Source organism: Pseudomonas sp. 05L36, from assembly GCF_056398125.1.
The window spans coordinates 17,007-41,609 of record NZ_JBFTOU010000004.1 but is presented as its reverse complement, the minus strand read 5'-3'; the positions used below and the strand labels follow the sequence as shown (position 1 = coordinate 41,609).

23 protein-coding genes are annotated in these 24,603 nt (G+C 59.4%); 13 read left to right on the top strand and 10 right to left on the bottom strand.

Annotation, left to right across the window (positions count from 1 at the left end; translation table 11 throughout):
• Window positions 1-152 precede the first annotated feature (152 nt).
• The 6 genes from dadA to AC1DKH_RS05730 all read left to right on the top strand — a co-directional run bounded on the left by dadA (window position 153) and on the right by AC1DKH_RS05730 (window position 6,446).
• Window positions 153-1,457: a D-amino acid dehydrogenase gene (dadA, locus tag AC1DKH_RS05755; protein WP_477752275.1), complete on the top strand. Its 1,305-nt coding sequence runs from the start codon at window positions 153-155 to the stop codon at window positions 1,455-1,457.
• Window positions 1,429-1,782 carry a RidA family protein gene (locus AC1DKH_RS05750; protein ID WP_477763032.1) on the top strand — a complete coding sequence of 118 codons (354 nt, stop codon included), beginning with the start codon at window positions 1,429-1,431 and terminating at the stop codon, window positions 1,780-1,782. The genes dadA and AC1DKH_RS05750 overlap by 29 nt, the downstream gene beginning before the upstream one ends.
• A 97-nt stretch (window positions 1,783-1,879) precedes the next feature.
• Window positions 1,880-2,953, top strand: coding sequence for an alanine racemase (alr, locus tag AC1DKH_RS05745; protein WP_477797694.1), 1,074 nt, complete (start codon window positions 1,880-1,882; stop codon window positions 2,951-2,953).
• A 128-nt stretch (window positions 2,954-3,081) separates the two neighbouring features.
• Window positions 3,082-3,630: a cupin domain-containing protein gene (locus AC1DKH_RS05740; protein WP_008023455.1), complete on the top strand. Its 549-nt coding sequence runs from the start codon at window positions 3,082-3,084 to the stop codon at window positions 3,628-3,630.
• 182 nt (window positions 3,631-3,812) lie between these two features.
• Entirely contained in the window at window positions 3,813-4,235 is a 423-nt protein-coding gene (locus tag AC1DKH_RS05735) for a c-type cytochrome (protein ID WP_477752300.1), read from the top strand.
• Window positions 4,236-4,514: 279 nt separating this feature from the next.
• The gene (locus tag AC1DKH_RS05730; protein WP_477797693.1) at window positions 4,515-6,446 is read left to right on the top strand and encodes an acetyl-CoA hydrolase/transferase C-terminal domain-containing protein; all 1,932 of its coding nucleotides are present in this window, start codon (window positions 4,515-4,517) and stop codon (window positions 6,444-6,446) included.
• Between the two features lie 105 nt (window positions 6,447-6,551).
• Here the strand turns inward: AC1DKH_RS05730 and AC1DKH_RS05725 are convergent, their stop codons facing one another.
• Window positions 6,552-7,124 carry a xanthine phosphoribosyltransferase gene (locus tag AC1DKH_RS05725; protein WP_217829247.1) on the bottom strand — a complete coding sequence of 191 codons (573 nt, stop codon included), beginning with the start codon at window positions 7,122-7,124 and terminating at the stop codon, window positions 6,552-6,554.
• Window positions 7,125-7,179: 55 nt separating this feature from the next.
• Window positions 7,180-9,189 (bottom strand): DNA helicase Rep, encoded by a 2,010-nt coding sequence (rep, locus tag AC1DKH_RS05720; RefSeq protein WP_108217218.1) that lies wholly within the window; start codon window positions 9,187-9,189, stop codon window positions 7,180-7,182.
• 264 nt (window positions 9,190-9,453) lie between these two features.
• On the opposite strand from rep, the gene AC1DKH_RS05715 reads away from it, so the two are divergent.
• On the top strand, window positions 9,454-11,127 hold the full coding sequence (locus AC1DKH_RS05715; RefSeq protein WP_477797692.1) for a putative bifunctional diguanylate cyclase/phosphodiesterase: 1,674 nt from the start codon (window positions 9,454-9,456) through the stop codon (window positions 11,125-11,127).
• Between the two features lie 131 nt (window positions 11,128-11,258).
• Here the strand turns inward: AC1DKH_RS05715 and AC1DKH_RS05710 are convergent, their stop codons facing one another.
• The gene (locus AC1DKH_RS05710) at window positions 11,259-12,656 is read right to left on the bottom strand and encodes a NorM family multidrug efflux MATE transporter (RefSeq protein ID WP_477797691.1); all 1,398 of its coding nucleotides are present in this window, start codon (window positions 12,654-12,656) and stop codon (window positions 11,259-11,261) included.
• Window positions 12,657-12,813: 157 nt separating this feature from the next.
• Here AC1DKH_RS05710 and AC1DKH_RS05705 point away from each other — a divergent pair, with 157 nt between their 5' ends.
• Together AC1DKH_RS05705 and AC1DKH_RS05700 are read left to right on the top strand one after the other, a co-directional pair.
• Window positions 12,814-13,734: a LysR substrate-binding domain-containing protein gene (locus tag AC1DKH_RS05705; protein WP_477752281.1), complete on the top strand. Its 921-nt coding sequence runs from the start codon at window positions 12,814-12,816 to the stop codon at window positions 13,732-13,734.
• Window positions 13,735-13,884: 150 nt separating this feature from the next.
• Window positions 13,885-15,099, top strand: a complete 1,215-nt coding sequence (locus AC1DKH_RS05700; RefSeq protein ID WP_477752282.1) for an aldose 1-epimerase family protein — start codon at window positions 13,885-13,887, stop codon at window positions 15,097-15,099.
• 6 nt (window positions 15,100-15,105) lie between these two features.
• On the opposite strand, the gene AC1DKH_RS05695 is transcribed toward AC1DKH_RS05700, so the two are convergent.
• The 4 genes from AC1DKH_RS05695 to AC1DKH_RS05680 all read right to left on the bottom strand — a co-directional run bounded on the left by AC1DKH_RS05695 (window position 15,106) and on the right by AC1DKH_RS05680 (window position 18,918).
• Entirely contained in the window at window positions 15,106-16,599 is a 1,494-nt protein-coding gene (locus AC1DKH_RS05695; protein ID WP_477752283.1) for a YifB family Mg chelatase-like AAA ATPase, read from the bottom strand.
• Between the two features lie 272 nt (window positions 16,600-16,871).
• Window positions 16,872-17,672, bottom strand: coding sequence for a hypothetical protein (locus tag AC1DKH_RS05690; protein WP_477797690.1), 801 nt, complete (start codon window positions 17,670-17,672; stop codon window positions 16,872-16,874).
• Between the two features lie 102 nt (window positions 17,673-17,774).
• Window positions 17,775-18,221, bottom strand: a complete 447-nt coding sequence (locus AC1DKH_RS05685; protein ID WP_477787150.1) for a hypothetical protein — start codon at window positions 18,219-18,221, stop codon at window positions 17,775-17,777.
• A 436-nt stretch (window positions 18,222-18,657) separates the two neighbouring features.
• Window positions 18,658-18,918 carry an accessory factor UbiK family protein gene (locus AC1DKH_RS05680; protein WP_046038993.1) on the bottom strand — a complete coding sequence of 87 codons (261 nt, stop codon included), beginning with the start codon at window positions 18,916-18,918 and terminating at the stop codon, window positions 18,658-18,660.
• Window positions 18,919-19,338: 420 nt separating this feature from the next.
• On the opposite strand from AC1DKH_RS05680, the gene glnK reads away from it, so the two are divergent.
• From glnK to sutA, 4 genes are all read left to right on the top strand, one after another.
• Window positions 19,339-19,677 carry a P-II family nitrogen regulator gene (glnK, locus tag AC1DKH_RS05675; RefSeq protein WP_002555808.1) on the top strand — a complete coding sequence of 113 codons (339 nt, stop codon included), beginning with the start codon at window positions 19,339-19,341 and terminating at the stop codon, window positions 19,675-19,677.
• A gap of 35 nt (window positions 19,678-19,712) precedes the next feature.
• Window positions 19,713-21,050, top strand: a complete 1,338-nt coding sequence (locus AC1DKH_RS05670) for an ammonium transporter (RefSeq protein WP_477759735.1) — start codon at window positions 19,713-19,715, stop codon at window positions 21,048-21,050.
• Between the two features lie 214 nt (window positions 21,051-21,264).
• Window positions 21,265-21,690 (top strand): secondary thiamine-phosphate synthase enzyme YjbQ, encoded by a 426-nt coding sequence (locus AC1DKH_RS05665; protein WP_477797689.1) that lies wholly within the window; start codon window positions 21,265-21,267, stop codon window positions 21,688-21,690.
• 101 nt (window positions 21,691-21,791) lie between these two features.
• Window positions 21,792-22,112, top strand: a complete 321-nt coding sequence (gene sutA / locus AC1DKH_RS05660) for a transcriptional regulator SutA (protein WP_108217207.1) — start codon at window positions 21,792-21,794, stop codon at window positions 22,110-22,112.
• A 159-nt stretch (window positions 22,113-22,271) separates the two neighbouring features.
• Here the strand turns inward: sutA and AC1DKH_RS05655 are convergent, their stop codons facing one another.
• The 3 genes from AC1DKH_RS05655 to AC1DKH_RS05645 are packed head-to-tail and all read right to left on the bottom strand — an operon-like array spanning window position 22,272 to window position 24,597.
• On the bottom strand, window positions 22,272-22,973 hold the full coding sequence (locus tag AC1DKH_RS05655; protein WP_477797688.1) for an HAD family hydrolase: 702 nt from the start codon (window positions 22,971-22,973) through the stop codon (window positions 22,272-22,274).
• A complete protein-coding gene (xerC, locus tag AC1DKH_RS05650; RefSeq protein ID WP_477797687.1) occupies window positions 22,970-23,869 on the bottom strand; it encodes a tyrosine recombinase XerC in 900 nt (299 codons plus the stop codon). The genes AC1DKH_RS05655 and xerC overlap by 4 nt, the downstream gene beginning before the upstream one ends.
• 2 nt (window positions 23,870-23,871) lie before the next feature.
• On the bottom strand, window positions 23,872-24,597 hold the full coding sequence (locus AC1DKH_RS05645) for a DUF484 family protein (protein WP_477752292.1): 726 nt from the start codon (window positions 24,595-24,597) through the stop codon (window positions 23,872-23,874).
• Window positions 24,598-24,603: the final 6 nt, after the last annotated feature.

The following is a 24,603-nucleotide window of genomic DNA, read 5'->3' as shown; positions in this document are numbered from 1 at the left end:
ATGCGCCTCCGTGAAAAGGGTTTTTGCCGAGAATTGTCGCCAAATATAGGCGCTTATATAGTGAAAAGCACTGGCAAATCTTTTTTACACTGCGCGCATCTGAAGCTCTGAATAACAAACGTCAGCGGTTAGCCGCGATGAGGGATATGAAAATGCGCGTCATGGTCTTGGGTAGCGGCGTCATCGGTACCACCAGTGCTTATTATCTGGCCCGTGCCGGGTTCGAAGTGGTGGTGGTCGACCGGCAGCCGGCTGCTGCCATGGAGACCAGTTTCGCCAACGCCGGGCAGGTCTCGCCGGGTTATGCCTCGCCGTGGGCCGCGCCGGGCGTGCCGCTCAAGGCCATCAAGTGGCTGTTGCAGCGCCACGCGCCGCTGGCGATCAAGGCCACTGCCGACATCGACCAGTACCTGTGGATGGCACAGATGCTGCGCAACTGCACCGCCAGCCGTTACGCGGTGAACAAGGAGCGCATGGTCCGCCTGTCCGAGTACAGCCGTGACTGCCTCGACGAACTGCGTGCCGAAACCGGCATCGCCTACGAAGGCCGCAGCCTCGGTACTACCCAGTTGTTCCGCACCCAGGCCCAGCTCGACGGCGCGGCGAAAGACATCGCCGTGCTGAAAGAGTCCGGCGTGCCGTTCGAACTGCTCGACCGCGAAGGCATTGCCCGCGTTGAGCCGGCGCTGGCCAGCGTCACGGACATCCTCGCCGGTGCCCTGCGCCTGCCGAACGACCAGACTGGCGACTGCCAGATGTTCACCACCAAGCTTGCAGAAATGGCCGCAAACCTCGGTGTGCAATTCCGTTTCGGCCAGGACATTCAGCGCCTCGACTTCGCCGGTGACCGCATCAACGGTGTGTGGATCGACGGCAAGCTGGAAACCGCCGACCGCTACGTGCTGGCCCTCGGCAGCTATTCGCCGCAGCTGCTCAAGCCGCTGGGGATCAAGGCACCGGTGTATCCGCTCAAGGGCTACTCCCTGACCGTGCCGATCACCAACCCGGCGATGGCCCCGACTTCGACCATTCTCGATGAGACCTACAAGGTCGCGATCACCCGTTTCGACAACCGCATCCGCGTCGGCGGCATGGCTGAAATTGCCGGTTTTGACTTGTCGCTGAACCCGCGCCGGCGCGAAACCCTGGAGATGATCGTCAACGACCTTTATCCTCAGGGCGGCAATCTGGCCGAGGCCAGCTTCTGGACGGGCCTGCGTCCGACCACTCCGGACGGCACCCCGATTGTCGGCGGAACAAAGTTCAAGAACCTGTTCCTGAACACCGGTCACGGCACGCTCGGCTGGACCATGGCCTGTGGCTCCGGTCGCTTGCTGGCTGACCTGATGGCGAAGAAAAAGCCACAGATCAGCGCCGAAGGCCTCGATATTTCCCGTTATGACAACAAAACCCAGGAGCCTGCAAAGCATGTCAGTCCAGCGCCAGCTCACCAATGAGCGCATGAGTCAGATCGTCACCCATAACGGCACGGTTTACCTGGCCGGACAGGTCGGCGATGACATGAACGCCGGGATTGAACAGCAGACCCGTGAAACCCTCGCCAACATCGAGCGGTTGCTCGATCTGGCGGGCACCGACAAGCACAATCTGTTGTCGGTGACGATTTACCTGAAAGACATCGACGCGCATTTCGAAGGCATGAACGCGGTGTGGGACAAGTGGCTGCCAAAAGGCGTCGCCCCGGCCCGCGCCACGGTTGAATCGAAATTGTGCGAACCGCAAATCCTGGTCGAGCTGTCGGTTGTCGCCGCTCTGCCATAAGCTTTCAGACAGATCCCTCTCCCGGTGCTGCTGGCGGTTCACGCCGTCAGCCAGCGCCGGTTTTTCTTCCCGATAACCCGACCAGAAGTCTGCCGCCATGCGTCCTGCCCGTGCCCTGATCGACCTTCAAGCCCTGCGCAATAACTACCAAATCGCCCGTGAGCTCACGGGGGCCAAAGCCCTCGCGGTGATCAAGGCCGATGCCTATGGCCATGGCGCTGTGCGATGCGCACAAGCGCTGGAAGCCGAGGCGGACGGGTTTGCCGTGGCCTGCATTGAAGAGGCGTTGGAGCTGCGGGCGGCGGGCATTCGTGCGCCGATCCTGCTGCTGGAAGGTTTTTTCGAAGCCGACGAGCTGGCACTGATCGTCGAGCATGATTTCTGGTGCGTGGTGCATTCGCTGTGGCAACTCGAAGCCATCGAGAAAGCGGCGTTGAGCAAGCCGATCACGGTGTGGCTCAAGCTCGACTCGGGCATGCACCGGGTTGGCCTGCATCCGGCGGATTATCAGGCGGCCTATCAACGACTGCTGGCCAGCGGCAAGGTCGCGAAAGTGGTGTTGATGAGCCACTTTGCGCGCGCCGATGAGTTGCACGAACAGGCCAGCGCCGACCAGGTTGCGGTGTTCGAGGCCGCGCGCAAGGGCCTGGACGCCGAGGTCAGTCTGCGTAACTCGCCGGCAGTGCTCGGTTGGCCACAGATTCCGAGCGATTGGGTGCGTCCGGGCATCATGCTCTATGGCGCCACGCCGTTCGAAGAAGCCAATGAAGTGGCTGCGCGCCTGCAACCGGTGATGACGCTGGAATCGAAAGTGATCAGTGTGCGTGAACTGCCGGCCGGCGAGCCCGTCGGTTACGGCGCCAGATTCATCACCTCCAAACCGATGCGCATTGGCGTCGTGGCCATGGGGTACGCCGATGGCTACCCGCGTTCGGCACCGACCGGCACGCCGGTGTTGGTGGCTGGTCAGCGTAGCCAGCTGATTGGCCGGGTATCGATGGACATGCTCTGCATCGACCTGACCGATGTGCCGCAGGCCGGCCTCGGTTCGACCGTCGAATTGTGGGGCAAAAACATCCTCGCCAGTGATGTGGCCATGGCTGCCGGCACGATTCCATACCAGATATTCTGCAACCTGCGCCGAGTGCCACTGCTCTATTCCGGGGCTTAGTGCCCGAAGCTCCAGACCGGAAGTCGCCTCGCTGAACAGGATTCAGGTCAAAGTGTTGTAAATACTGAACGCTGTCGCCATGATAACGCTCACTATTCCAACAATTTTGAATCCTGGAGGCGCAAGCTTTGGACGTCGGTGAACGACTGCAATCCATCCGTAGGCTCAAAGGCCTTTCCCAGCGTGAACTCGCCAAACGGGCGGGGGTCACCAACAGCACGATTTCGATGATCGAAAAGAACAGCGTGAGCCCTTCGATCAGTTCGCTGCGCAAGGTGTTGGGCGGGATTCCCATGTCCATGGTCGAGTTCTTTTCCGAAGAAATCCTGCAGGAAAAACCGACTCAGATCGTCTACAAGGCCAACGAGCTGATCGATATTTCCGATGGCGCGGTGACCATGAAACTGGTCGGGCGTGCCCATCCGAGCCGGGCGATCGCGTTCCTCAATGAAATCTATCCGCCAGGCGCCGACACCGGTGACGAGATGCTCACCCATGAGGGTGAGGAAACCGGCATCCTGGTCGAAGGAAAACTGGAACTGGTGGTCGGTCTCGAAACTTTTGTCCTCGAAGCCGGCGATAGCTACTACTTTGAAAGTACCAAGCCACACCGTTTCCGTAATCCGTTCGACGTGCCGGCGCGACTAATCAGCGCAGCCACGCCGGCGAACTTCTAAGAAAAGAGGCGTCCTGCCAGCATCGCGGAGGCGCCCGGGCTGTATTTCCGCCGCAGCCTAAGACCCCTCCGACTTTGGGGTTGTTTCAGTGCGACGGGCTTACCGCTATACTTGCGCCCGCCTGCGAACCGTGGCCGTAGGCGTGACTAGCCACCATTGAGGGTGAACGCGTGAACCTAATTATGAAAATGCTGGCTGCACCAGCAACCGTATTGGCCCTATGGGCTGTCAGTGTCAGCGCTCAAGCTGTGACCAACGACGAAATCGCCAAACGCCTTGAGCCAGTCGGCCAGGTTTGTGTTCAGGGTAAAGAGTGCAAGGGCATGGAAGTGGCCGCTTCAGCCGGTGGTGGCGGTGGTGCGAAAACCCCGGATGAAGTGATTGCAAAACATTGCAACGCTTGCCACGGTTCAGGCCTGTTGGGCGCGCCGAAAATCGGTGATGCCGCCGCTTGGGGCGAGCGTGCCAAGAAAGAAGGTGGTGTTGACGGCCTGCTCGCCAAGGCGATCTCCGGCCTCAACTCGATGCCGCCAAAAGGCACCTGCGCCGATTGTGCAGACGCCGAGCTCAAAGGCGCCATCCAGAAGATGTCCGGCCTGAAGTAAGCCTGAGTCTTGCTGCTGAAAAGCCGCTTTCGAGCGGCTTTTTTGTGCCTGCAATCTCGATAAACGCCGCTGTTCTCTGTAGGAGCGAGCTTGCTCGCGAAGCATTCAAAGGCGCCGCAGGGTGTCAGGCTTGCCGCGTTATCGTTGACGACCATCGCGAGCAAGCTCGCTCCTACAAGGTTTTTTGTGCCTGCGATTTGACCGCTGTGACTGTTCATTGCGGCAAAGACCCGGCAAGCTCGGACCAACCCCAATTCATGGAACGTGAGGGAGGATCCGATGGTTCAGCTGTGTTCTATCGAGCAGGCGGTCGATGACGTACTGGCGCGGTTGCCGGTCCACATTCACATGGGCCTGCCCCTGGGCCTGGGCAAACCCAACCACTTCGTCAACGCGTTGTATCGACGTATCGCGCAACTGCCCGAGCGGCGGCTGACGATCTACACCGCGCTGTGCCTGGGCCGTCCGCCCTTGGGCGACGGATTGCAAAAGCGATTTCTCGAACCCTTTATCGAACGCGTGTTCGGCGATTATCCGGAGCTGGAATTTCTCGCCGACCTGCGTCGCGACCAACTGCCGGGCAACATCCACATCCAGCAATTCTTCATGCAGCCCGGCAGTCTGCTCAACAGTGCCGCGGCGCAGCAGGATTACGTCAGCAGCAACTACAGCCATGCGGCGCGGGACATCAACGCCGCCGGGTTGAACCTGGTGGCGCAATTGGTGGCCAGCGATGCCGAACATCCCGACCGCTTGAGCCTGAGCTGCAACCCGGACATCACCCTCGACCTGTTGCCGATGATCGCCAAGCGCCGCGCCGCCGGAGAAACCATCCTGATGGTCGGCCAGGTGCACAACGATCTGCCTTACATGCCCGGCGATGCGGAACTCGGCATCGACACCTTCGACTTGCTGATCGACCAGAAGGACAACACCACGCTGTTCTCCACGCCGAACATGCCGGTGGGGTGTCAGGACCATTTCATCGGCCTGCACGCCAGCACCCTGGTGCGTGACGGCGGCACCTTGCAGATCGGCATCGGTTCCATGGGCGATGCGCTGACGGCGGCGCTGCTGGCGCGGCAAGCCGACAACGACGGATACAGCGCTTTGCTGGCAGACGTAAACCTTAGCCAGTGGGCGCAACTGATCGAGCGCGAAGGCGGCATCGAAACCTTCGCCAACGGTCTGTACGGCTGCAGCGAAATGTTCGTCAATGGTTTGCTGGTGCTGGCCGATGCCGGGATCGTGCGGCGCAAGGTTTATCCAGACGTGGCTACCCAACAGCAGGCGAATGCCGGCACCCTCGACGAGACTGCGCAAACCGATGGCATCTCGGTGCACGGCGGATTTTTCCTCGGTCCGCGCAGCTACTACGAGCGCTTACGCGAGTTGCCGCAAAGCAAGCGGCTTGCATTCAATATGACCCGCATCAGCTACATCAACGAGCTCTACGGCCAGGAAGAACTCAAGCGCTTGCAACGCCTGGATGCGCGGTTCATCAACACCGCGTTCACCGTGACCTTGCTCGGTGCGGCGGTGGCGGATCAGCTCGAAGACGGACGTGTGCTCAGCGGCGTAGGCGGGCAATACAACTTCGTGGTTCAGGGCCATGCGCTGGCAGGCGCGCGCTCGGTGTTGCTGCTGCGCAGCTGGCGCGAGTCCGGCGGCGACGCCAGCTCGAACATCGTCTGGGAGTATGGTCACTGCACGATTCCGCGGCATCTGCGGGACATCGTGGTCACCGAGTACGGCATCGCCGATCTTCGCGGCAAAACCGATGCGGCAGTGATTGAGGCCTTGCTCAATATCAGCGACTCGCGTTTTCAATCGGGATTGATCGAGCAGGCGCAGAAAGTCGGCAAATTGCCCAAGGACTTTCGTCTCGAACCACGCTTTACCGATAACAGTCCGCAGCGTTTGCAGGCGATTCAGGCACGGCATCCACTGCTGTTTCCAGAGTATCCGCTGGGCTGCGATTTCACCGAGGTCGAGCGTGATCTGTTGCGGGCACTGAACTGGCTCAAGAGCAAGTTCAAGCTGAGCGAGGTGCTGGAGTTGGGCAAGGCAGCGCTGGATGCGCCGGAGGCGGCAGCATTTCCGGAACATCTGGAACGCATGCAACTGGCTAACCCGGAGGGGATGAAGGAGGATTTGTATCAGCGGTTGCTGCTCACAGGCCTCAAGGCGACTGCACGCGCTCGCTTGTAGGAGCTGGCTTGCCAGCGAAGGCGGCGTGACAAACAACAAAGATGTTGGATGTGATGGCCTCTTCGCTGGCAAGCCAGCTCCTACAGGGGGCATTGCGGTGTGGCTTTATTCGATGAAGGTCACAACGCCATCTTTCAGCGACTTCACGCGAGCCAGGGACTCTACGCGATAACCCTGCGAGTCCAGTTCCGCACGGCCGCCCTGGAATGACTTCTCGATCACGATCCCCAAACCGGCAACGGTAGCGCCGGCCTGCTTGATGATCGAAATCAGCGCCTGGGACGCCTTACCGTTGGCCAGGAAGTCATCGATGATCAGCACACGGTCGCTGCTGGTCAGGTGGCGCGGGGAGATCGCGACGGTGCTTTCGGTCTGCTTGGTGAACGAGTACACGGTTGCCGACAGCAGGTTTTCGGTCAGGGTCAGGGACTGGTGCTTGCGGGCGAAAATCACCGGCACGCCGAGGTTCAGGCCGGTCATGATCGCCGGGGCGATGCCCGAGGCTTCGATGGTGACGATCTTGGTGATGCCCGAATCCTTGAACAGCGTGGCGAATTCGTCGCCGATCAGCTTCATCAGGGCCGGGTCGATCTGGTGGTTCAAAAAGGCGTCGACTTTCAGGACCTGGTCGGAAAGCACGATGCCTTCTTCGCGAATTTTCTTGTGCAGGGCTTCCATGAAGCTGTCCTCTTTTGGCGCCTGTGCGCCGAAGGTCATGTAAAAGTGGTCAATTCTAGCGCTTTAACATCGCGCGTATATCCGCCAATGCGTTGTTGCCTCGCACGGCTTTGACTTCGGTCGGTGTGTCGTCGTTACCTTCCCAGGCCAGATCGTCCGGCGGCAGCTCATCGAGGAAACGGCTCGGCGCGCAATCGATGATCTCGCCGTACTGCTTGCGCTTGGCGGCGAAGGTGAAGGCCAGGGTCTGGCGCGCGCGGGTAATGCCCACGTAGGCCAGGCGACGTTCTTCTTCGATGGTGTCGGCTTCGATGCTGGAGCGGTGCGGGAGGATTTCCTCTTCCATGCCCATGATGAACACGTAGGGGAATTCCAGGCCCTTGGAGGCATGCAAGGTCATCATCTGCACGCCTTCGGCGCCGTCTTCCTCTTCCTGCTGACGCTCCAGCATGTCGCGCAGCACGAGTTTGCCGATGGCGTCCTCGACGGTCATCTCGCCTTCTTCGTCTTTCTCCAGGGTGTTCTTGAGCGCCTCGATCAGGAACCAGACGTTACCCATGCGGTAGTCGGCGGCCTTGTCGCTGGAGCTGTTGGTGCGCAGCCAGTTCTCATAGTCGATGTCCATGACCATGCTGCGCAGGGCCGAGATCGGGTCTTCGCCGGCGCACTGCTCGCGCACCCTGTCCATGAAGCGCTTGAAGCGCGACAGGCGATCGGTGAAGCGGCTGTCCAGATGCTCGCCCAAACCCATCTCGTCGGTGGCGGCGTACATCGAGATCTTGCGCTCGGTCGCATAGTTGCCCAGCTTCTCCAGCGTGGTCGAGCCGATCTCGCGGCGCGGCACGTTGATCACCCGCAGGAAGGCGTTATCGTCATCCGGGTTCACGATCAGGCGGAAGTAGGCCATCAGGTCCTTCACTTCCTGACGTCCGAAAAAGCTGTTGCCGCCAGACAGGCGATACGGCACCTGGTGATGCTGCAACTTCAGCTCGATCAGCTTGGCCTGGTAGTTGCCGCGATAGAGGATCGCGAAATCACTGTACGGGCGGTCGGTGCGCAAGTGCAGGCTGAGGATTTCCATGGCCACGCGCTCGGCCTCGGCGTCCTCGTTGCGGCAGCGGATCACGCGGATCTCGTCGCCGTGGCCCATTTCACTCCACAGCTGCTTTTCGAATTCGTGGGGGTTGTTCGAGATCAGCACGTTGGCGCAACGCAGGATGCGGCTGGTGGAGCGGTAATTCTGCTCCAGCATCACCACTTTCAAGGACGGGTAGTCTTCCTTGAGCAGCATCAGGTTTTCCGGGCGGGCACCACGCCAGGCATAGATCGACTGGTCGTCGTCACCTACCACGGTGAACTGGTTGCGTTTGCCGATGAGCATTTTTACCAGCAGGTACTGGCTGGCGTTGGTGTCCTGGTATTCATCGACCAGCAGGTAGCGCACCTTGTTCTGCCACTTTTCCAGGATGTCGGCGTGCTCTTCGAACAGCTTCACCGGCAGCAGGATCAGGTCGTCGAAGTCCACCGCGTTGAACGCCTTGAGCGTGCGCTGATAGTGGGTGTAGACGATGGCGGCAGTCTGTTCCTTGGGGTTGCGCGCGTTTTCCAGGGCCTGGGCCGGCAGGATCAGGTCGTTTTTCCAGGCGCCAATCATGTTCTTGATCTCGTCGACGCCGTCGTCGCCCGAGTATTCCTTCTGCATGATGTCGGTCATCAGGGCTTTGACGTCAGTCTCGTCGAAGATCGAGAAGCCCGGTTTGTAGCCCAGCCGCACGTGTTCCTTGCGGATGATGTTCAGGCCCAGGTTGTGGAACGTGCAGACCGTCAGCCCACGACCTTCACCGGCACGCAGCAGAGTGCCAACCCGTTCCTTCATCTCGCGGGCGGCCTTGTTGGTAAAGGTCATGGCGACGATGTACTGGGCGCGAATGCCACAGTTCTGGATCAGGTGCGCGATTTTGCGCGTGATCACGCTGGTCTTGCCGGAGCCGGCGCCGGCGAGCACCAAAAGAGGGCCGCCGACGTAGCTCACGGCTTCTTGCTGCCGGGGATTGAGTCGGGACATAGGTAAATTCAGGAGTCAGTCACAAAATGGGCCGGCATTTTAACAGGCTCAGCGAATTGTGCTGCTCTGTCCGACTTGTGACGTACCACGCTATCTGTAATTGCCGGTTTTGTTACTTTCACGCAGGATGCGCAATGAATTTGCGGCTAATGTTCGTAATTCCAGATGCAAAGGGCTCGATTTGATAACTGATGTCATTGTCATTAGTTATCGGAACGGCATAATGCCCGTCGCCTACATCTTTGCAGAGTCTAGGGAGCTAGCTTGTCTACGCCTGTCGAACCCTTGCGTTTGCTGCTACTGGCCGAAGAGCCAGCGTGGGCAGCGTTGTTGCGCGAGTGTCTGGTTCCTATGGGGAGCTCGGCCGTTCTCATCAGCGCGCCGAGTTGGGAGTCGGTCAGCAGCCTGTTCGATGACAACCGCAGCGCGGTGTTATTGACCATCCCGCAACTTCAACCGGCGCCGGGCCGTTGCGGCCTGCCGACGGTGTTGCTGCTCGACCATGAGCCGCTGACCCCGCCCGACGGTGTGAGTGACTGGCTGGTGCGCGATCTGCTCGATACCGGCATGTTGCGCCGCTGCCTGCGTCATGTGCGCGAGCGTGGCGTCCTGGAAAACACTCTGCAACGCCTGGCCGAGCAAGATCCGCTCACTGGCATCGCCAATCGCCAGGGCTTCCAGACCCTGCTGACCGCGCGGCTGGCGGAAAACGACGGGCGCGGCCTGGCCCTCGGTCATCTCGACCTCGACAACTTTCGTTATGCCAACGATGCCCTTGGCCATCAGGCCGGTGACCGTTTGATCCTGCAAGTGGTGGCGCGGCTCAAGAGCCAGCTCGAGACCGGCGATCAACTGGCACGCCTGGGCAGCGATGAATTCGCTTTGCTGATCGACACCCGTCGCGCTCCCCAGCGTGCCGAGTGGATGGCCGAACGCATCAGCGAAGCATTGGCCGAGCCTTATTGGGTCGACGGCGAAAGCCTGCTGATCGGTTCCAGCCTGGGCATCGCCTACGCCCGGGCCCAGACCGATGCGGATCCGCTGATGTGGCATGCACATATCGCCATGCAGCAGGCCAAAAGCACCCAGGGCTGCACCTTTCACATTTTCAACGAACGCATCAACCGCAATGCCCGCAGCATCGCCGACCTCGAAACCGAGCTGCGCCGGGCGCTGCGCCGCGATGAGCTGGAGCTGCACTACCAGCCACGGCTGAACCTCGCAGACGGGCAAATCGTCGGCCTCGAAGCCCTGGTGCGCTGGCGCCATGCCGAGCGCGGCTTGTTGCCGCCGAGTGAGTTCGTGCCGCTGGCTGAGCAAAGCGGTCTGATCGTGCCGCTGGGCTACTGGGTGATTTCCCGGGCCTTGCGCGACATGCAGGCGCTGCTTGAGCTGGGTTTGCCGCCGTTGCACATGGCAATCAACCTGTCGTTCCGGCAATTCCAGGACAGTCAGTTGCTTTCGACCTTGAGTCGCCTGATTGCCGAGCGTGGCGTCGAGGCGCAGTGGCTGGAATTCGAGCTGACCGAAACCGCCGTGATGCGCCGCAGCGATCTGGTCAAGCAGACCATGGACGCTCTCGGGCGTCTCGGTGTGCGCTTCTCCCTCGACGACTTCGGCACCGGTTTCTCGTCCTTCGTGCACCTCAACAGTCTGCCGATCACCTTGCTGAAGATCGACAAGAGCTTTGTCGGCGGCATGGAACAGCGTGAGGAAAACCGCAAGCTGGTCCACGCGATGATCAACCTGGCGCACAACCTCAACCTTGAGGTGGTCGCAGAAGGTGTGGAAACGCCGGAGCAACTGGATCTGCTGCGCGGATTTGAATGCGATCAGGTGCAGGGATATTTGATCAGCAAGCCTTTGCCGTTGGCTGAGCTGGTGGAGTATCTGGCGATTGGCTCCAGCGAGCAGCCGATGCTGGAAGTGGTGGTTTAACCACCACCGCACCTGCGCTACAGCGACCACACCTTTGTAGGAGCTGGCTTGCCAGCGAAAGCGGTGTGCCAGACAACAACCATGGCGACTGACACGACGCCTTCGCTGGCAAGCCAGCTCCTACAGGGGTCTCAATCCGGCTGGGCGATGGGGAAGCCGTTCTGTTGCGCTGGCTCCCGCCGAATCATCCGCTTCATCTTCCATTCAAATCCCAGCGTCAGGCTCACCGCCGCGCACGCCAGCCCCAGCGCCAGGCCCCACCAGACACCCGTTGGCCCCCACTGCAAATGGAACGCCATCCACCACGCCGCCGGTGCGCCGATCAGCCAGTAGCAACCCAGGCCGACGAGGAAAGTGGTCTTGGCATCCTTGAGTCCGCGAATGCAGCCCATGGCAATGGTTTGCACGCCGTCGAACAGCTCGAACCAGGCCGCCACCGCCAACAGGCTCACGGCAAGGTTGATGACATCGCGAAACGCCGGGTCATTGTGGTCGAGAAACAAACCGACCAACTGGTTTGGCAGCAACCAGAAGACCATGGCGAAACACAGCATCGCCGCCGCCCCGAATGCAATACCGACCCGCCCGGCCAGCCGTGCATCCAACAGTTGCCCGGCACCGTAGTGCTGACCGATACGCATGGTGATCGCGTAGGAAATACCCGCCGGGACCATGAATGCCACCGAGACGATTTGCAGGGCGATCTGGTGCGCGCCCAGTTGTGTGCTGCCCATGGTGCCCATGCACAGCGCAGCGAAGGCAAACAGCCCGACCTCCACGGCATAGGTACCGCCAATCGGCAGGCCCAGACGCCACAGCTCCTTCAGGTACTGGCGGTTCAGCCGAGACAGGCCCTGACGCAGCGGATAGGCCTCATAAGCCGGATGCCGCCGAATGTGCCACGCCAGTGCGAGTGCCATCAGGTTGGCGACAATCGCCGTGACCAGCCCGATGCCCATCAATCCCGGTTTCGGCAGGCCGAACATCCCGGTAATCAGCGCATAGTTGAGCAGGAAATTGGCCACGGTTCCGCCCAGGCTGATGACCATCACCGGTGTCGCACGGCCAATGGCACTGGTGAACCCGCGCAGGGCCATGAAGCTCAGGTAGCCGGGCAGGGCGAACGGCAGGAAGATCAAAAACTGCCCGGCCATCTGGACGTTGCTTTCGGTCTGGCCGAATAACAACAGTACCGGTTTGAGGTTCCACAGCAGCAAACCGGCGGCCAGCGCCATCAGCCATGCCAGCCACAACCCGGCCTGGGTCAGCCGGGTAGCCCCGACAATATCGCCGGCACCCTGACGGATCGCCACCAGTGTGCCGACCGCCGCGATCACGCCGATGCAGAAAATCGACACGAACGAATAGGTCGCTGCACCGAGCCCGCCACCGGCCAGTGCTTCGGGACTCAGGCGCGCCATCATCAGGGTGTCGGTGAGGACCATCAGCATGTGCGCCAACTGCGAGGCAATCAGCGGCCCCGCCAGCCGCAGGATGGCCCGGAGTTCAGTACGTGCTGGATGCTGCATGATCATCACGCTCGATTGTCAGAGAAAACAGGAAGCGTCGATTCTCGGCGCTCTGCGGGGTTTGCACAAAGGGATAAAAAGGATGGGTGGCATGATTAAAACTCATGTGAGAGAGTTTCCGATAAGTTGAAGCAATCGTGCTGTAGGAGCTTTCCTGATGTCCCGTCGTCTTCCTCCCTTGTATGCCCTTCGAGCATTCGAAGCGGCGGCGCGGCATAGCTCGTTTACTCGCGCCGCCGAAGAACTGTCGATTACCCAGAGTGCGGTCAGCCGACATATTCGTACGCTCGAAGAGCATTTTGCCTGCCGCTTGTTTCACCGCAGTGGCCGCAACCTGCAACTGACCGAGTCGGCCCGTTTGCTGTTGCCGGGCATCCGCGAAGGCTTCACCGCCCTGGAGCGCGCCTGCAATACCTTGCGCGCCGAGGACGACATCCTGCGCATGAAAGCCCCGTCGACCTTGACCATGCGTTGGCTGTTGGCGCGGCTCAGTCGTTTCCGGCACCTGCGACCGGGGAACGAAGTGCAATTGACCAGCGCCTGGATGGACATCGATACGGTGGACTTCAACCACGAACCCTTTGACTGCGCTGTCATCCTCAGCAACGGGCATTTTCCCCCGGACTGGGAGGCGACTTTCCTGTTCCCCGAAGAGCTGATTCCGGTGGGCGCGCCGAATCTTCTGAAGGATCAACCGTGGGACGTTACGCGTCTGGCCAGTACCGAGCTGCTGCATCCGACACCGGACCGCCGTGACTGGCGCAACTGGCTGGAGCGCATGGGCCTGACCGATCGAATCTCGCTCAAGGGCGGGCAAGTGTTCGATACGCTGGAGCTGGGCATGATCGCTGCCGCTCGAGGTTACGGCGTGTCCATGGGCGATTTGCTGATGGTGGCGGAGGATGTTGCGCAGGGACGTCTGAGTTTGCCGTGGCCGACCGCCGTCGCCAGTGGTGAGAATTATTACCTGGTCTGGCCGAAAACCCGGCCCGGTGGCGAGCGTTTGCGTCGCCTCAGTGATTTCCTGCAAGGCGAGGTCCGGGCCATGGAGTTACCGGATGTCGAACGCCTGGACTGAATCGATGGCATCGACTCAATTTCCGTTTGTCGCACAACTGCGGATCAATTGTCTTTCTTGGCATTTGCCACCGATGTCTCCACTTTTATGCTTGCTGAAACGTTTCTTCAGGTCTATAAAAATGGAACAACTCCAAGAAAGGCTATTGCCATGACCCCACTCAAACTCTTCGTTGCCCTCAGCGCACTGTCCGCTGCCTCCCAAGCCCTAGCCTGGGATTACGTCCTGCTCGACACCGACAAAGCCGCCCAGAACTGGCAAATCACCAGCCAGCAACTCGGCGTAAAAACCGACAAACCTTTCAGCGTGACCCTGCGCACCTTGCACGGCGGTCGGCAGGAAGGCGTCAGCATCGTCGACATCGATAACGGCACGATGAAACTTTCGGTAGTTCCAACTCGCGGCATGAACGTCCTGCAGGCCTCGGTCGGTAACGTGCGCATGGGTTGGGATTCGCCAGTCAAGGAAGTGGTCAATCCGTCCTTCATCGAGCTCAACGGCCGTGGTGGCCTGGGCTGGCTGGAAGGCTTCAATGAATTGGTCACCCGCTGCGGCTACGAATGGGTCGGCCACCCCGGCATCGACAACGGCGAACTGCTGACCCTGCACGGTCGCGCTGCCAATATCCCGGCCAACAAAGTCACTCTGCACATCGATGAAAAACCGCCGTACGCCATCAGCCTGCGCGGCGAGCTGAAAGAACAGGCTTTCAAGAAGGTCGACTTCTCGGTCGCGACCGAACTGGTCACCGAGCCCGGCAGCGTAGCGTTCGCCCTCAACGACACCCTGACCAACAACGGCGACTATCCGAAGGAATACCAGGCGCTGTATCACAGCAACTTCAGCACCCCATTCCTGGAGCAGGGCGCCCGCTTCGCCGCGCCGGTGAAACAGGTGTCGCCGTTCAACGATAAAGCCAAAAGCGATTTGCCGGACTGGCAAACCTATCGTGCACCGACCAAGGACTACGACGAAACGGTTTACAACGTAGTGCCGTACGCCGATGCCAAGGGCGATACATTGACCGTCCTGCATAACAAGGCCGGCAGCCTGGGCGTCTCGGTCGGTTTCAACACTCAAACACTGCCCGTGTTCTCCCTGTGGAAAAACACCGATACCCAAGGGCAGGGCTATGTCACGGGGCTGGAGCCAGGCACAAGTTTTTCCTACAACCGCCGGTATCAGCGGCCACTGAACCTGGTGCCAATGATTGGGCCGAAGGAGCAGAAGCAGTTCCGCATCAGCTACGGCTTGCTCGCGGATAAGACCGCTGTGGATAAGGCGCTGAAGCAGGTGAGCGAGATTCAGGGTGGGCGGGAGACTGAGGTGCGGCAGACGCCGTTGGTTGATCTCAGCAAGGGGTGATGCTGACTAGAGTGTTGTTGGCCGATATTGCAGCGCTTCGGCCAAGTGCTCGCGTCTGATCTCATCGACTTGTTCAAGGTCCGCCAGAGTGCGCGCTACTTTGAGCAGTCGATGGGCCGCTCGCAGCGACAAGGTCAGCCGTTCACACGCCGTTTCCAGCCAGGTTTCGTCGACTGTGGATAACTTGCAGTGTCTGCGCAGGCCCGGCAAATCGAGAAATGCATTGGCACAGCCCTGGCGTTTTTGTTGCCGTTCTCGTGCATTGGCAACCAACTCGGCGGCGGTGGCAGTGTCGTCACCGGGTTTTAACGCAGGATTCAACGCCGTGGCTTCGCGTGCGACGGTTAGATGCAGATCAATGCGGTCCAGCAGCGGCCCCGACAGTTTGTTGCGATAGCGCTGCACCATGTCCGGCGTACAGGAACAGCGGCCGCTCGGTTCGCCAAGATATCCACAGGGGCAGGGATTCATCGCAGCGACCAGTTGAAAGCGAGCCGGGAAGCGTACGCGGTCCTTGGCGCGGGAAATCACGATGTGGCCGGATTCCAGCGGTTCTCTCAGTACCTCCAGTACCTTGCGATCAAATTCCGGGAGTTCATCAAGGAACAGCACACCGTGGTGGGCGAGGGTGATTTCGCCGGGTTGCGGTTTCGAGCCGCCACCGACCAGTGCAGGACCTGATGCAGAGTGATGTGGCTGGCGAAACGGTCGCTGCGGCCAGTGGCTCAGCGGCACACAGCTGGCGACTGACTGAATCGCCGCGACCTCCAGTGCTTCGTTTTCGGCCAAGGGTGGCAACAGCCCTGGTAATCGGCTCGCCAGAAGTGTCTTGCCCGTACCTGGTGGCCCGCTGAACAGCAGGTTATGCGCACCCGCTGCCGCAATCAGCAGCGCGCGTTTGGCTGCCATTTGCCCCTGAACTTCATTCAAGTCGGGATAGGGTTTACTGGCGTAGAGCAAACCATTGGAAACGTAAGGCTCGATGGGCGTGTGCCCATTGAAATGTGCCACTGCCTGCAGCAGATGGTCCACTGCAATGACCTTCAACCCCGACGCCAGGCAAGCCTCCTCGGCATTCGCCTGCGGCACCATCAACCAGCGCCCGGCCTTGCGCGCCGCCAATGCCGCCGGCAGCACCCCACGGACGGGCCGCACTGCACCGGAAAGCGCCAGCTCCCCCAGGCACTCCACGTCATCCAGTGTCAGCGTCGGCACCTGCACGCTGGCCGAGAGAATCCCCAAGGCAATCGCCAGATCGAACCGCCCGCCATCCTTGGGCAAATCCGCGGGCGCCAGATTCAACGTGATCCGTCGCGCCGGAAATTGCAGCCCCGAATTGATGATCGCGCTGCGCACCCGGTCCTTGCTTTCCTTCACCGCCGCCTCGGGCAGGCCGACCATGGTCAGCGACGGCAAACCATTGGCCAGATGGACTTCAACAGTAACGGCTGGCGCCTCCACGCCGACCTGGGCGCGGCTGTGGACGATGGAGAGGGACATGGTCGTTCCTTGAGCTAAACGGGGGCCGCTTCCTGCGGGTTTTTGAAGGGTAGTCGTGGAGTCTTGCCGGAGAGGACGGAAACTTTCGCAGAATGTTGCTGAGGTCACGATCTGTAACATCAGCCAAACGCTGCGTTCGGCTGCGGTGGCAAATCCACCTCCTGAGCAATCGCACTACTCAACGCTGTTTGCGAGTTGCATAAGGAGTGTCTGCAAAACATATCGCAGGTATTTGATTTCTCGAATTTATTCTGCGTGCAAAATCAAATAATTTATGTTGAAGCAGCTTCTTTGGAAGAGGTTGTGTCGTCAAACAAACTACTGTCACCGTCCAGGATTTTGCTGGCGAAGCGCTCGGTATCCATCTTTTTTTTGCCTTCTGCGATATTCGTAAAATAGTTGAAGTCTAAATCTATCCAGTCCTTGAGTTTGGTTTCGTAGTTGTTTGGATACTGTGCTTGCTCCACGGGAGGCAGGCCCTTGTAATGGTCAAGGACATTTTGGAAGAAGTTGGTAAGCTTTCCAGTGCTGTTATATTCAAATTCTGCTTGGGCCACCACTTTCTGTCGCCATGCAAATTCTTGTTTGGCCGATTCTTCCAATGCTGCCCGTCTTTCATTGACGGTAAAGGTGCTGCTGCCATCGTAGGTTATTAAGGCCAGTTGATCCATGGGCATCCCCGAAAACGGATTTTTGCCGAGCCCGTTTGTATACTGTGTCGCACTTTTGGCGCGCGCTAGTAATGTGGAATTATCTGTGTCGGGAGCTTCAGAGTCGTATTTTAATTTATTGGCAGTATAATTAGCACTCTCCAATTCGTTGAATGTGTTTTTAGCTATCGAACTCAGTTCCATTTTAGTCAGGCGTACATCCCGGGCCTGCGCACGTACTGAGGCTTCGCTCAATTGGCTCGCTAGCGTGGAAACGGTACTGCTATCTCGTGCGTTGCCATACGGGCCCTGGGGGCTACTTTGGTTGACACCTGGGTTTTTGCTGGGAGTCGCTGTCAGTTTTTTAGTTCCAGCCAGCGTTTGGCCGCTGTTAACTGCAGAATTGTTTAGTGAATTAAACATTTTTTGCAACTCCCATGTTTGATGACTAAAATATAATCTATCGCCTGATAATATTGATACTTATGCAAGATTTTGCAAACCACTTAAGGCCCGCAACATGCTTCATTTCATGGTGATTACTACTGACCAGGCATAGGAGGACGGATTTGTTCTAGTTACCTTGATGTTGCAGGTGGCGCCGCCGCTAGGCGTTGCCGTATTATTCCATTTTGGGATTTTGGTCGCGCCTGGGCCAACAGTCTCCACAAATGTAGTTAGATAAATACATTTCTTTCTACCCATTTGATATCGCAAATTAGCATAGTTGTGGCCAGGAAACATCCGGCTTTGTATGGTGTACGTATCCGAGCCATTTGCAATTACGGACTCTTGTGGAGTAGGTGATGCGTTTACTTTTGTTATAACCTCATTGTTGGTTGTGGGGGTGTACGTAGCGGTCTGTGTTCCAAGGTTCTTGAATGTGACTGTCACAGGCGGCCCGGCGACAGCTGAACTTATGTGAAATGCAGTCAGCGCGAAAGCCGCAATTAAAGACTTATACAGTTTCATGGGTGTTGCTCCTTGTGGTGTTGGTAACAGCATTCCATTTAGAAGATTTTGTTCATCGCAAACTATTATCCAAGCCATGTAGCATGGGCTTGAACTTTCTCGAGCGGGTGCAGCTCCCGCATTCGAATGAAGGAAACTGCCTCTGATTTTCGTCAAACGAATCGGGTGGCAGTGATGCGCGGGTTGGCGAACCGGTGCCTCCGGAAAAAACCGGCAGACCCGAAGGTCTTCAGCTGAGAGTGAGCTTAGGAACCGGAGCTTTGCGACGCAATCGGACGGCGAATGAGATCTTTGTAGGAAGTTGCCGGGATTCTTGCGGGCTTGAAGATCACAGACTGCGGCAATTCCTACAGGTGATTCTGAAGGTCGTTCCGACCTTATCGCGAGCAAGCTCGCGCCCAAATTGGATCGGGTTTGATGGTGGGAGCTGGGGGGGTTACTCGGTCGGCGGATTCAGCTTCGCTTCCAGCTCCGCCACCTTCGCCTCAAGGCTCTCCAGCCGCGCCCGAGTGCGCGCCAGTACAACCATCTGGCTATCGAATTCTTCCCGACTCACCAGATCCAGTTTGCTGAAGCCACTTTGCAGCAACATTTTGAACTGGCTTTCGATTTCTGCTTTCGGCAGAGGCGTGTCGCCGCTGAAGAGGCGGGAGGCGGTACCGGTGAGGGCGTCGAGGAAGTCTTTGGGCGCGAGCATGGGCAATGTCCTGGAAACAATGGCGGGCAGTGTATCACGCAGTGTCTATAGTTCTTTGCGCAGGCGAAGGGCGCACACTTTTCGCGCATGGGGACGGACGGCGTCGCACCGTTATTGTGCGTAACCCGGCGAGTGTTGTTGCGATATGGCGGACATCTGCCGGCAAAAGATTGAAAACTATGAGTTTTGTGGAGATGGCAAGGTTTCTGCTTAGATGCTGGTGACCCATGCACTGATGCAGTCGCTGTGACGAATGCAGTGCGCCAAGCGAAACACGGGGGAGTGCTTCGTGAGGAGCGGTTAGCTGGCGTCGAACGGGCAGGTAAGGCCGACGATGCGTTACAAAGCCAGGCACTGCGCTTAGACTTGAGACGGGTTTGTTTTCCTGGGGCAAGTTCACCAATTCGGGAGAGAGTTTTCATGAAGCTAGTCACTGCCATCATCAAGCCGTTCAAGCTGGACGACGTACGCGAGTCGCTGTCCGAGATCGGCGTGCAGGGCATTACCGTCACTGAAGTCAAAGGCTTTGGTCGGCAGAAGGGTCACACCGAGCTGTATCGCGGCGCGGAATACGTGGTCGATTTCCTGCCCAAGGTGAAGATCGACGTCGCCATCGACGACAAGGATCTGGACCGGGTAATCGAGGCCATCACCAAGGCTGCCAACACCGGCAAGATCGGTGACGGCAAGATCTTCGTGGTCAATCTGGAACAGGCGATTCGCATCCGTACCGGCGAAACCGATACCGACGCTATCTAAGCCGCCACAAACCCAACGCCCCAGGAGAAAACAATATGACTCTGCGTAAATTCGCAGGGCTAGGAGCCCTGTTGTCCATCGTAATGCCCAGCCTTGCCTTGGCGGCAGACGAAGTGGCGGCACCCGTCCTCAACTCCGGCGATACCGCCTGGATGATGACCTCTACAGCCTTGGTGCTGTTCATGACCATTCCCGGCCTTGCGCTGTTCTACGGCGGTATGGTCCGGTCGAAAAACATTCTTTCCGTGATGATGCAGTGCTTCGCCATTACTGGTCTGATCAGCGTCCTGTGGGTCATTTATGGCTACAGCATCGCGTTCGACACCACGGGCATGGAGCAGGGCGTCATCAACTTCAACTCGTTCTTCGGCGGCATGGGCAAGGCATTCCTCGCCGGCATCACGCCTGCCAGCCTGACCGGTCCTGCGGCGCTGTTCCCCGAGGCGGTGTTCGTCACCTTCCAGATGACCTTCGCGATCATCACCCCGGCGTTGATCGTCGGCGCCTTCGCCGAGCGGATGAAGTTCTCCGCGATGCTGGTTTTCATGGGCGTGTGGTTCACCCTGGTTTACGCGCCGATTGCGCACATGGTCTGGTCCGGTAACGGCGGCCTGTTGTGGGACTGGGGTGTTCTGGACTTCGCCGGTGGCACGGTGGTGCACATCAACGCCGGTGTGGCCGGTCTGGTTGCCTGCCTGGTGCTGGGCAAGCGTAAGGGCTTCCCGACCACGCCGATGGCGCCGCACAACCTCGGTTACACCTTGATGGGCGCGGCCATGCTGTGGGTCGGCTGGTTCGGTTTCAACGCCGGTTCCGCCGCTGCGGCCAACGGCACCGCCGGTATGGCGATGCTGGTGACGCAAATCGCTACCGCCGCTGCGGCGCTGGGCTGGATGTTTGCCGAGTGGATCACCCATGGCAAACCTAGCGCACTGGGTATCGCTTCGGGCGTGGTTGCCGGTCTGGTGGCAATCACCCCGGCTGCCGGCACCGTTGGCCCGATGGGCGCGCTGGTCATCGGTCTGGCGGCTGGCGTGGTGTGCTTCTTCTGCGCCACCACCCTGAAGCGCAAGCTTGGCTATGACGACTCCCTGGACGCCTTCGGCGTGCACGGTATCGGCGGTATCCTCGGCGCAATCCTGACCGGTGTGTTCGCAGCGCCGTCCCTGGGTGGCTTCGGCACCGTCACCGACATCGCCGCACAAGTGTGGATTCAGTGCAAAGGCGTGGGCTTCACGGTGATCTACACCGCGATCGCCACATTCATCATCCTCAAGGTGCTGGATGCGGTCATGGGCCTGCGCATTAACGAAGAAGAAGAAGCGGTCGGCATCGATCTGGCGCTTCACAACGAACGCGGCTACAACTTGTAAGCACGCGCATAAAAAACTTGCCCGGCTTGCCGGGCATTTTTTTGTCTGAAATTTGTCGTTGGAGGAACAGCTGAATGGTTTTTTCCTACAGGTTTTGCGATGTTTGCGTCGGGTGTTTTTGTGCGGTCGAAGGCTTACAGGATTGAAGGAATATTAGGGCCTTTGTTTTTTCCCAGAGCGCGCTAGAATGCGCCCCGAACGTGCGGAGAACTGTATGTGGCAACAGACTCTGATTACCTTGCGGGCGAGGCCTCGGGGCTTTCATCTGGTAACGGACGAGTTACTCGCCGGCCTGCCTGAACTCAAGGCGTGTCGGGTCGGTCTGTTGCATTTGTGGCTGCAGCATACCTCGGCGTCGTTGACCCTCAACGAGAACGCCGATCCGGCGGTACGTCGCGACTTCGAACGATTTTTCAATCGTCTGATCCCACAAGGAACAGACGGCTATGAGCATAACGACGAAGGCCTGGACGACCTCCCGGCGCACTTCAAGGCCAGCGTGCTTGGCTGTCAGCTCAGTTTGCCGATTTCGGCAGGCCGGCTGGCGTTGGGGACCTGGCAAGGCGTTTACCTGGGCGAGCACCGTGATCATGGCGGTGCCCGCAAAGTCCTCGCCACCGTGCACGGTGAAGAGGCATAACCGCTGGTCAGCAGCGGCTGTTGATTTTTTTCCGGCAGCCTTCGACAGAGGGCAAAGCTGGGCTATAACTAATCTGCTTTTCGCAAGTCATGAGGTAGAACATGAGCGACGATGATCTGGAAAACGACGACCTCGAAGTAGGCGACGACGAAACTGAAGAAGGTCTGGAAGCAGCGGCGGAAGACGTCGCTGAAGACGACGGCGGTGATGCGCCGGTTCCGACCGCCAAAGGCAAGGCCAAGGCAGCGGTATCGGTCGATGAGCTGCCGAGTGTCGAAGCCAAGAACAAGGAACGCGATGCTCTCGCGCGGGCCATGGAGGAGTTTTTGGCCAAGGGTGGCAAGGTGCAGGAAGTGGAGGCCAATGTGGTCGCCGATCCGCCCAAGAAGCCAGACAACAAGTACGGCAGCCGGCCTATCTGAGCCTGCTACCCGCTTGCTGAAAAAGCCCGCCGTCGCTGCGGGCTTTTTCGTGCCTCATGGAAAAGCAAAAGATCGCAGCCTTCGGCAGCTCCTACAGGTATACGCAAATTTCTGTAGGAGCTGCCGAAGGCTGCGATCTTTGTGAAATCACCCTCGAAACTAAACGGTATTCCACCGCGCCAGCAACGCCGGCAAATCGGTCAGGCTGCGAATCTCCGCATCCGGCAACCGTTCGGCTTCCCAGACCTTGCCCGCCGGGTTGAACCAGATCGCCCGCATTCCCGCCTGCTGCGCACCGGCAATATCGTCTCCTGGATGATCGCCAATATGCACCGCCGTTTGAGCGGTCGCACCACCCCGTTGCAACGCCTCATGAAACAGTCGCGCATCGGGTTTGGCGATGCCGATGTCTTCGGCACACAACGCAAACTTGAAGTAGTCCGCCAGCCCCAGCCGACGCACATCGGCGTTGCCATTGGTGACCACGCCGAGGGCGTAATGGTTGGCGAGGATTTCCAGGGTCGGTTCGACCTCCGGAAACACATCGATCTGATGGCGAGCGTGCAGAAACACTTCAAAACTCTTGTCCGCCAGATCCGACGCCTCGTGATGTCCGTAACCGGACTCTTCCAGCGCATGGAACAGCACTCGCCGACGCAGGGCGCTGATGCGGTGCTTGAGGCTTGGCTCGTTGCTCAATACGCGCTCACGAATAGCCCACAGATGCTCCACCGGCACCGCGCCCAGGTTGGGTGCGTGCTCGGTCAGCCATTCACGCAAAACGGCTTCGGCGCTGACGATCACGGGGGCGGTGTCCCACAGAGTGTCGTCGAGGTCGAAGGTGATCAACTGAATGCTCATGAATCGTCGCCCTTAATGCGTTTGGCCCGTGGGTGGGCGCTGTCGTAGACCGTGGCCAGATGCTGGAAGTCCAGGTGGGTGTAGATCTGCGTGGTCTTGATGTCCGAGTGGCCGAGCAGTTCCTGCACCGCGCGCAGGTCCTGGGAGGATTCCAGCAAATGGCTGGCAAAAGAGTGCCGCAGCATGTGCGGGTGCAGGTTCTGCCCCAGTTCGCGCTCACCCGCAGCCTTGACCCGCACCTGGATCGCCCGCGGGCCGAGACGCCGGCCTTGCTGGCTGACAAACACCGCATCGTCTGCCGGGTTGGCCATGGCCCGCAGAGGCAGCCACTGTTCCAGCGCCTCGCGGGCCTTTTTGCCTACCGGCAGCAGGCGGGTCTTGCTGCCTTTACCGAGTACCTGGACCATGCCGTCAGCCAGGTCGAGTTGATCGAGATTGAGCCCCGTCAGCTCCGACAGCCGCAGCCCGGAGGAATAGAACAACTCGAGAATCGCCTGATCCCGGCGAGCCAGAAAGTCATCCTCCACACCACCTTCCAGCAGTTGCAAGGCGCGGTCGGTATCGAGGGTTTTCGGCAGACGGCGTTCGCCTTTGGGTGGTGCGAGGCCATTGGCCGGATCGTGGTCGCACAGGCCTTCGCGGTTCAGGTAGTGATAGAGCCCGCGAACGGCCGACAGCAATCGCGCCAGGCTACGGGACGATTGACCCTGGGCATGCAGGCGGGCAATCAGGCTGCGCAGGCGCTGGATGTCCAGCGCCGCCCAACTGCCGATGCTCTGTTTGACGCACCAGCCCAGCACTTTATCGAGGTCGCGGCGGTAGGCCGACAGCGTGTGCGGCGACACTTGCCGCTCACTGCGCAGGTGTTCGCAGTAAGCGTCCAGTTGCCGTTCCATGTTCAGCGTACCGAGCGCAGGGAGTTGTTGACCCGTGGCAGCACGCGACCCATGACTTCAGCGATGTAGCTCAGGAACAGGGTGCCCACCGAGCTTTTGTAGTGCTGCGGATCACGGCTGGCGATGGCCAGGATGCCGTGGATGCCTTGGTGGCTGATGACAACGACCGCGGTGGAGCCAATCTGCTTGCGCTGTTCTTCACCGAACAGGAAGTCCAGTTCGTGCTCGCGCAGGCTGCCGCTGACGCTTTTGTCTTCCGAGAGCAAGCCGCCGATGGCCACTTGTGCTTCGGCGTGAGTGGCCCAGCGGCCGACCGGCATGGCGTTGTCGCCGAGCAGGATGAGGCTGACGAAGGGCACCTGGAACTCTTGGCGCAGACTGTCTTCGACGCACATCACCACGTCTTCGAGGCTGGCGGCATCCATCAACGCCAGGATCAGGCGACGGGTCTTGTCGAACAGCCGGTCGTTGTCCCGGGCCACGTCCATCAAATGCGAAAGGCGATGACGCAGTTCAATGTTGCGGTCGCGCAGGATCGTCATCTGTCGTTCCACCAGCGACACGGTATCGCCGCGTCGATGGGGAATACGCAGGGACGGGAGCAGTTCTTCGTGCTCGACGAAGAAGTCCGGATGAGCCTCCAGGTAGGCGGCAACAGCCGCCGCCTCCAGGCTTTCGGACGGTGATTCGTCAGCTTGTCGTGCGGGTACCTGAGGCTTGTCGGTCATGGATTT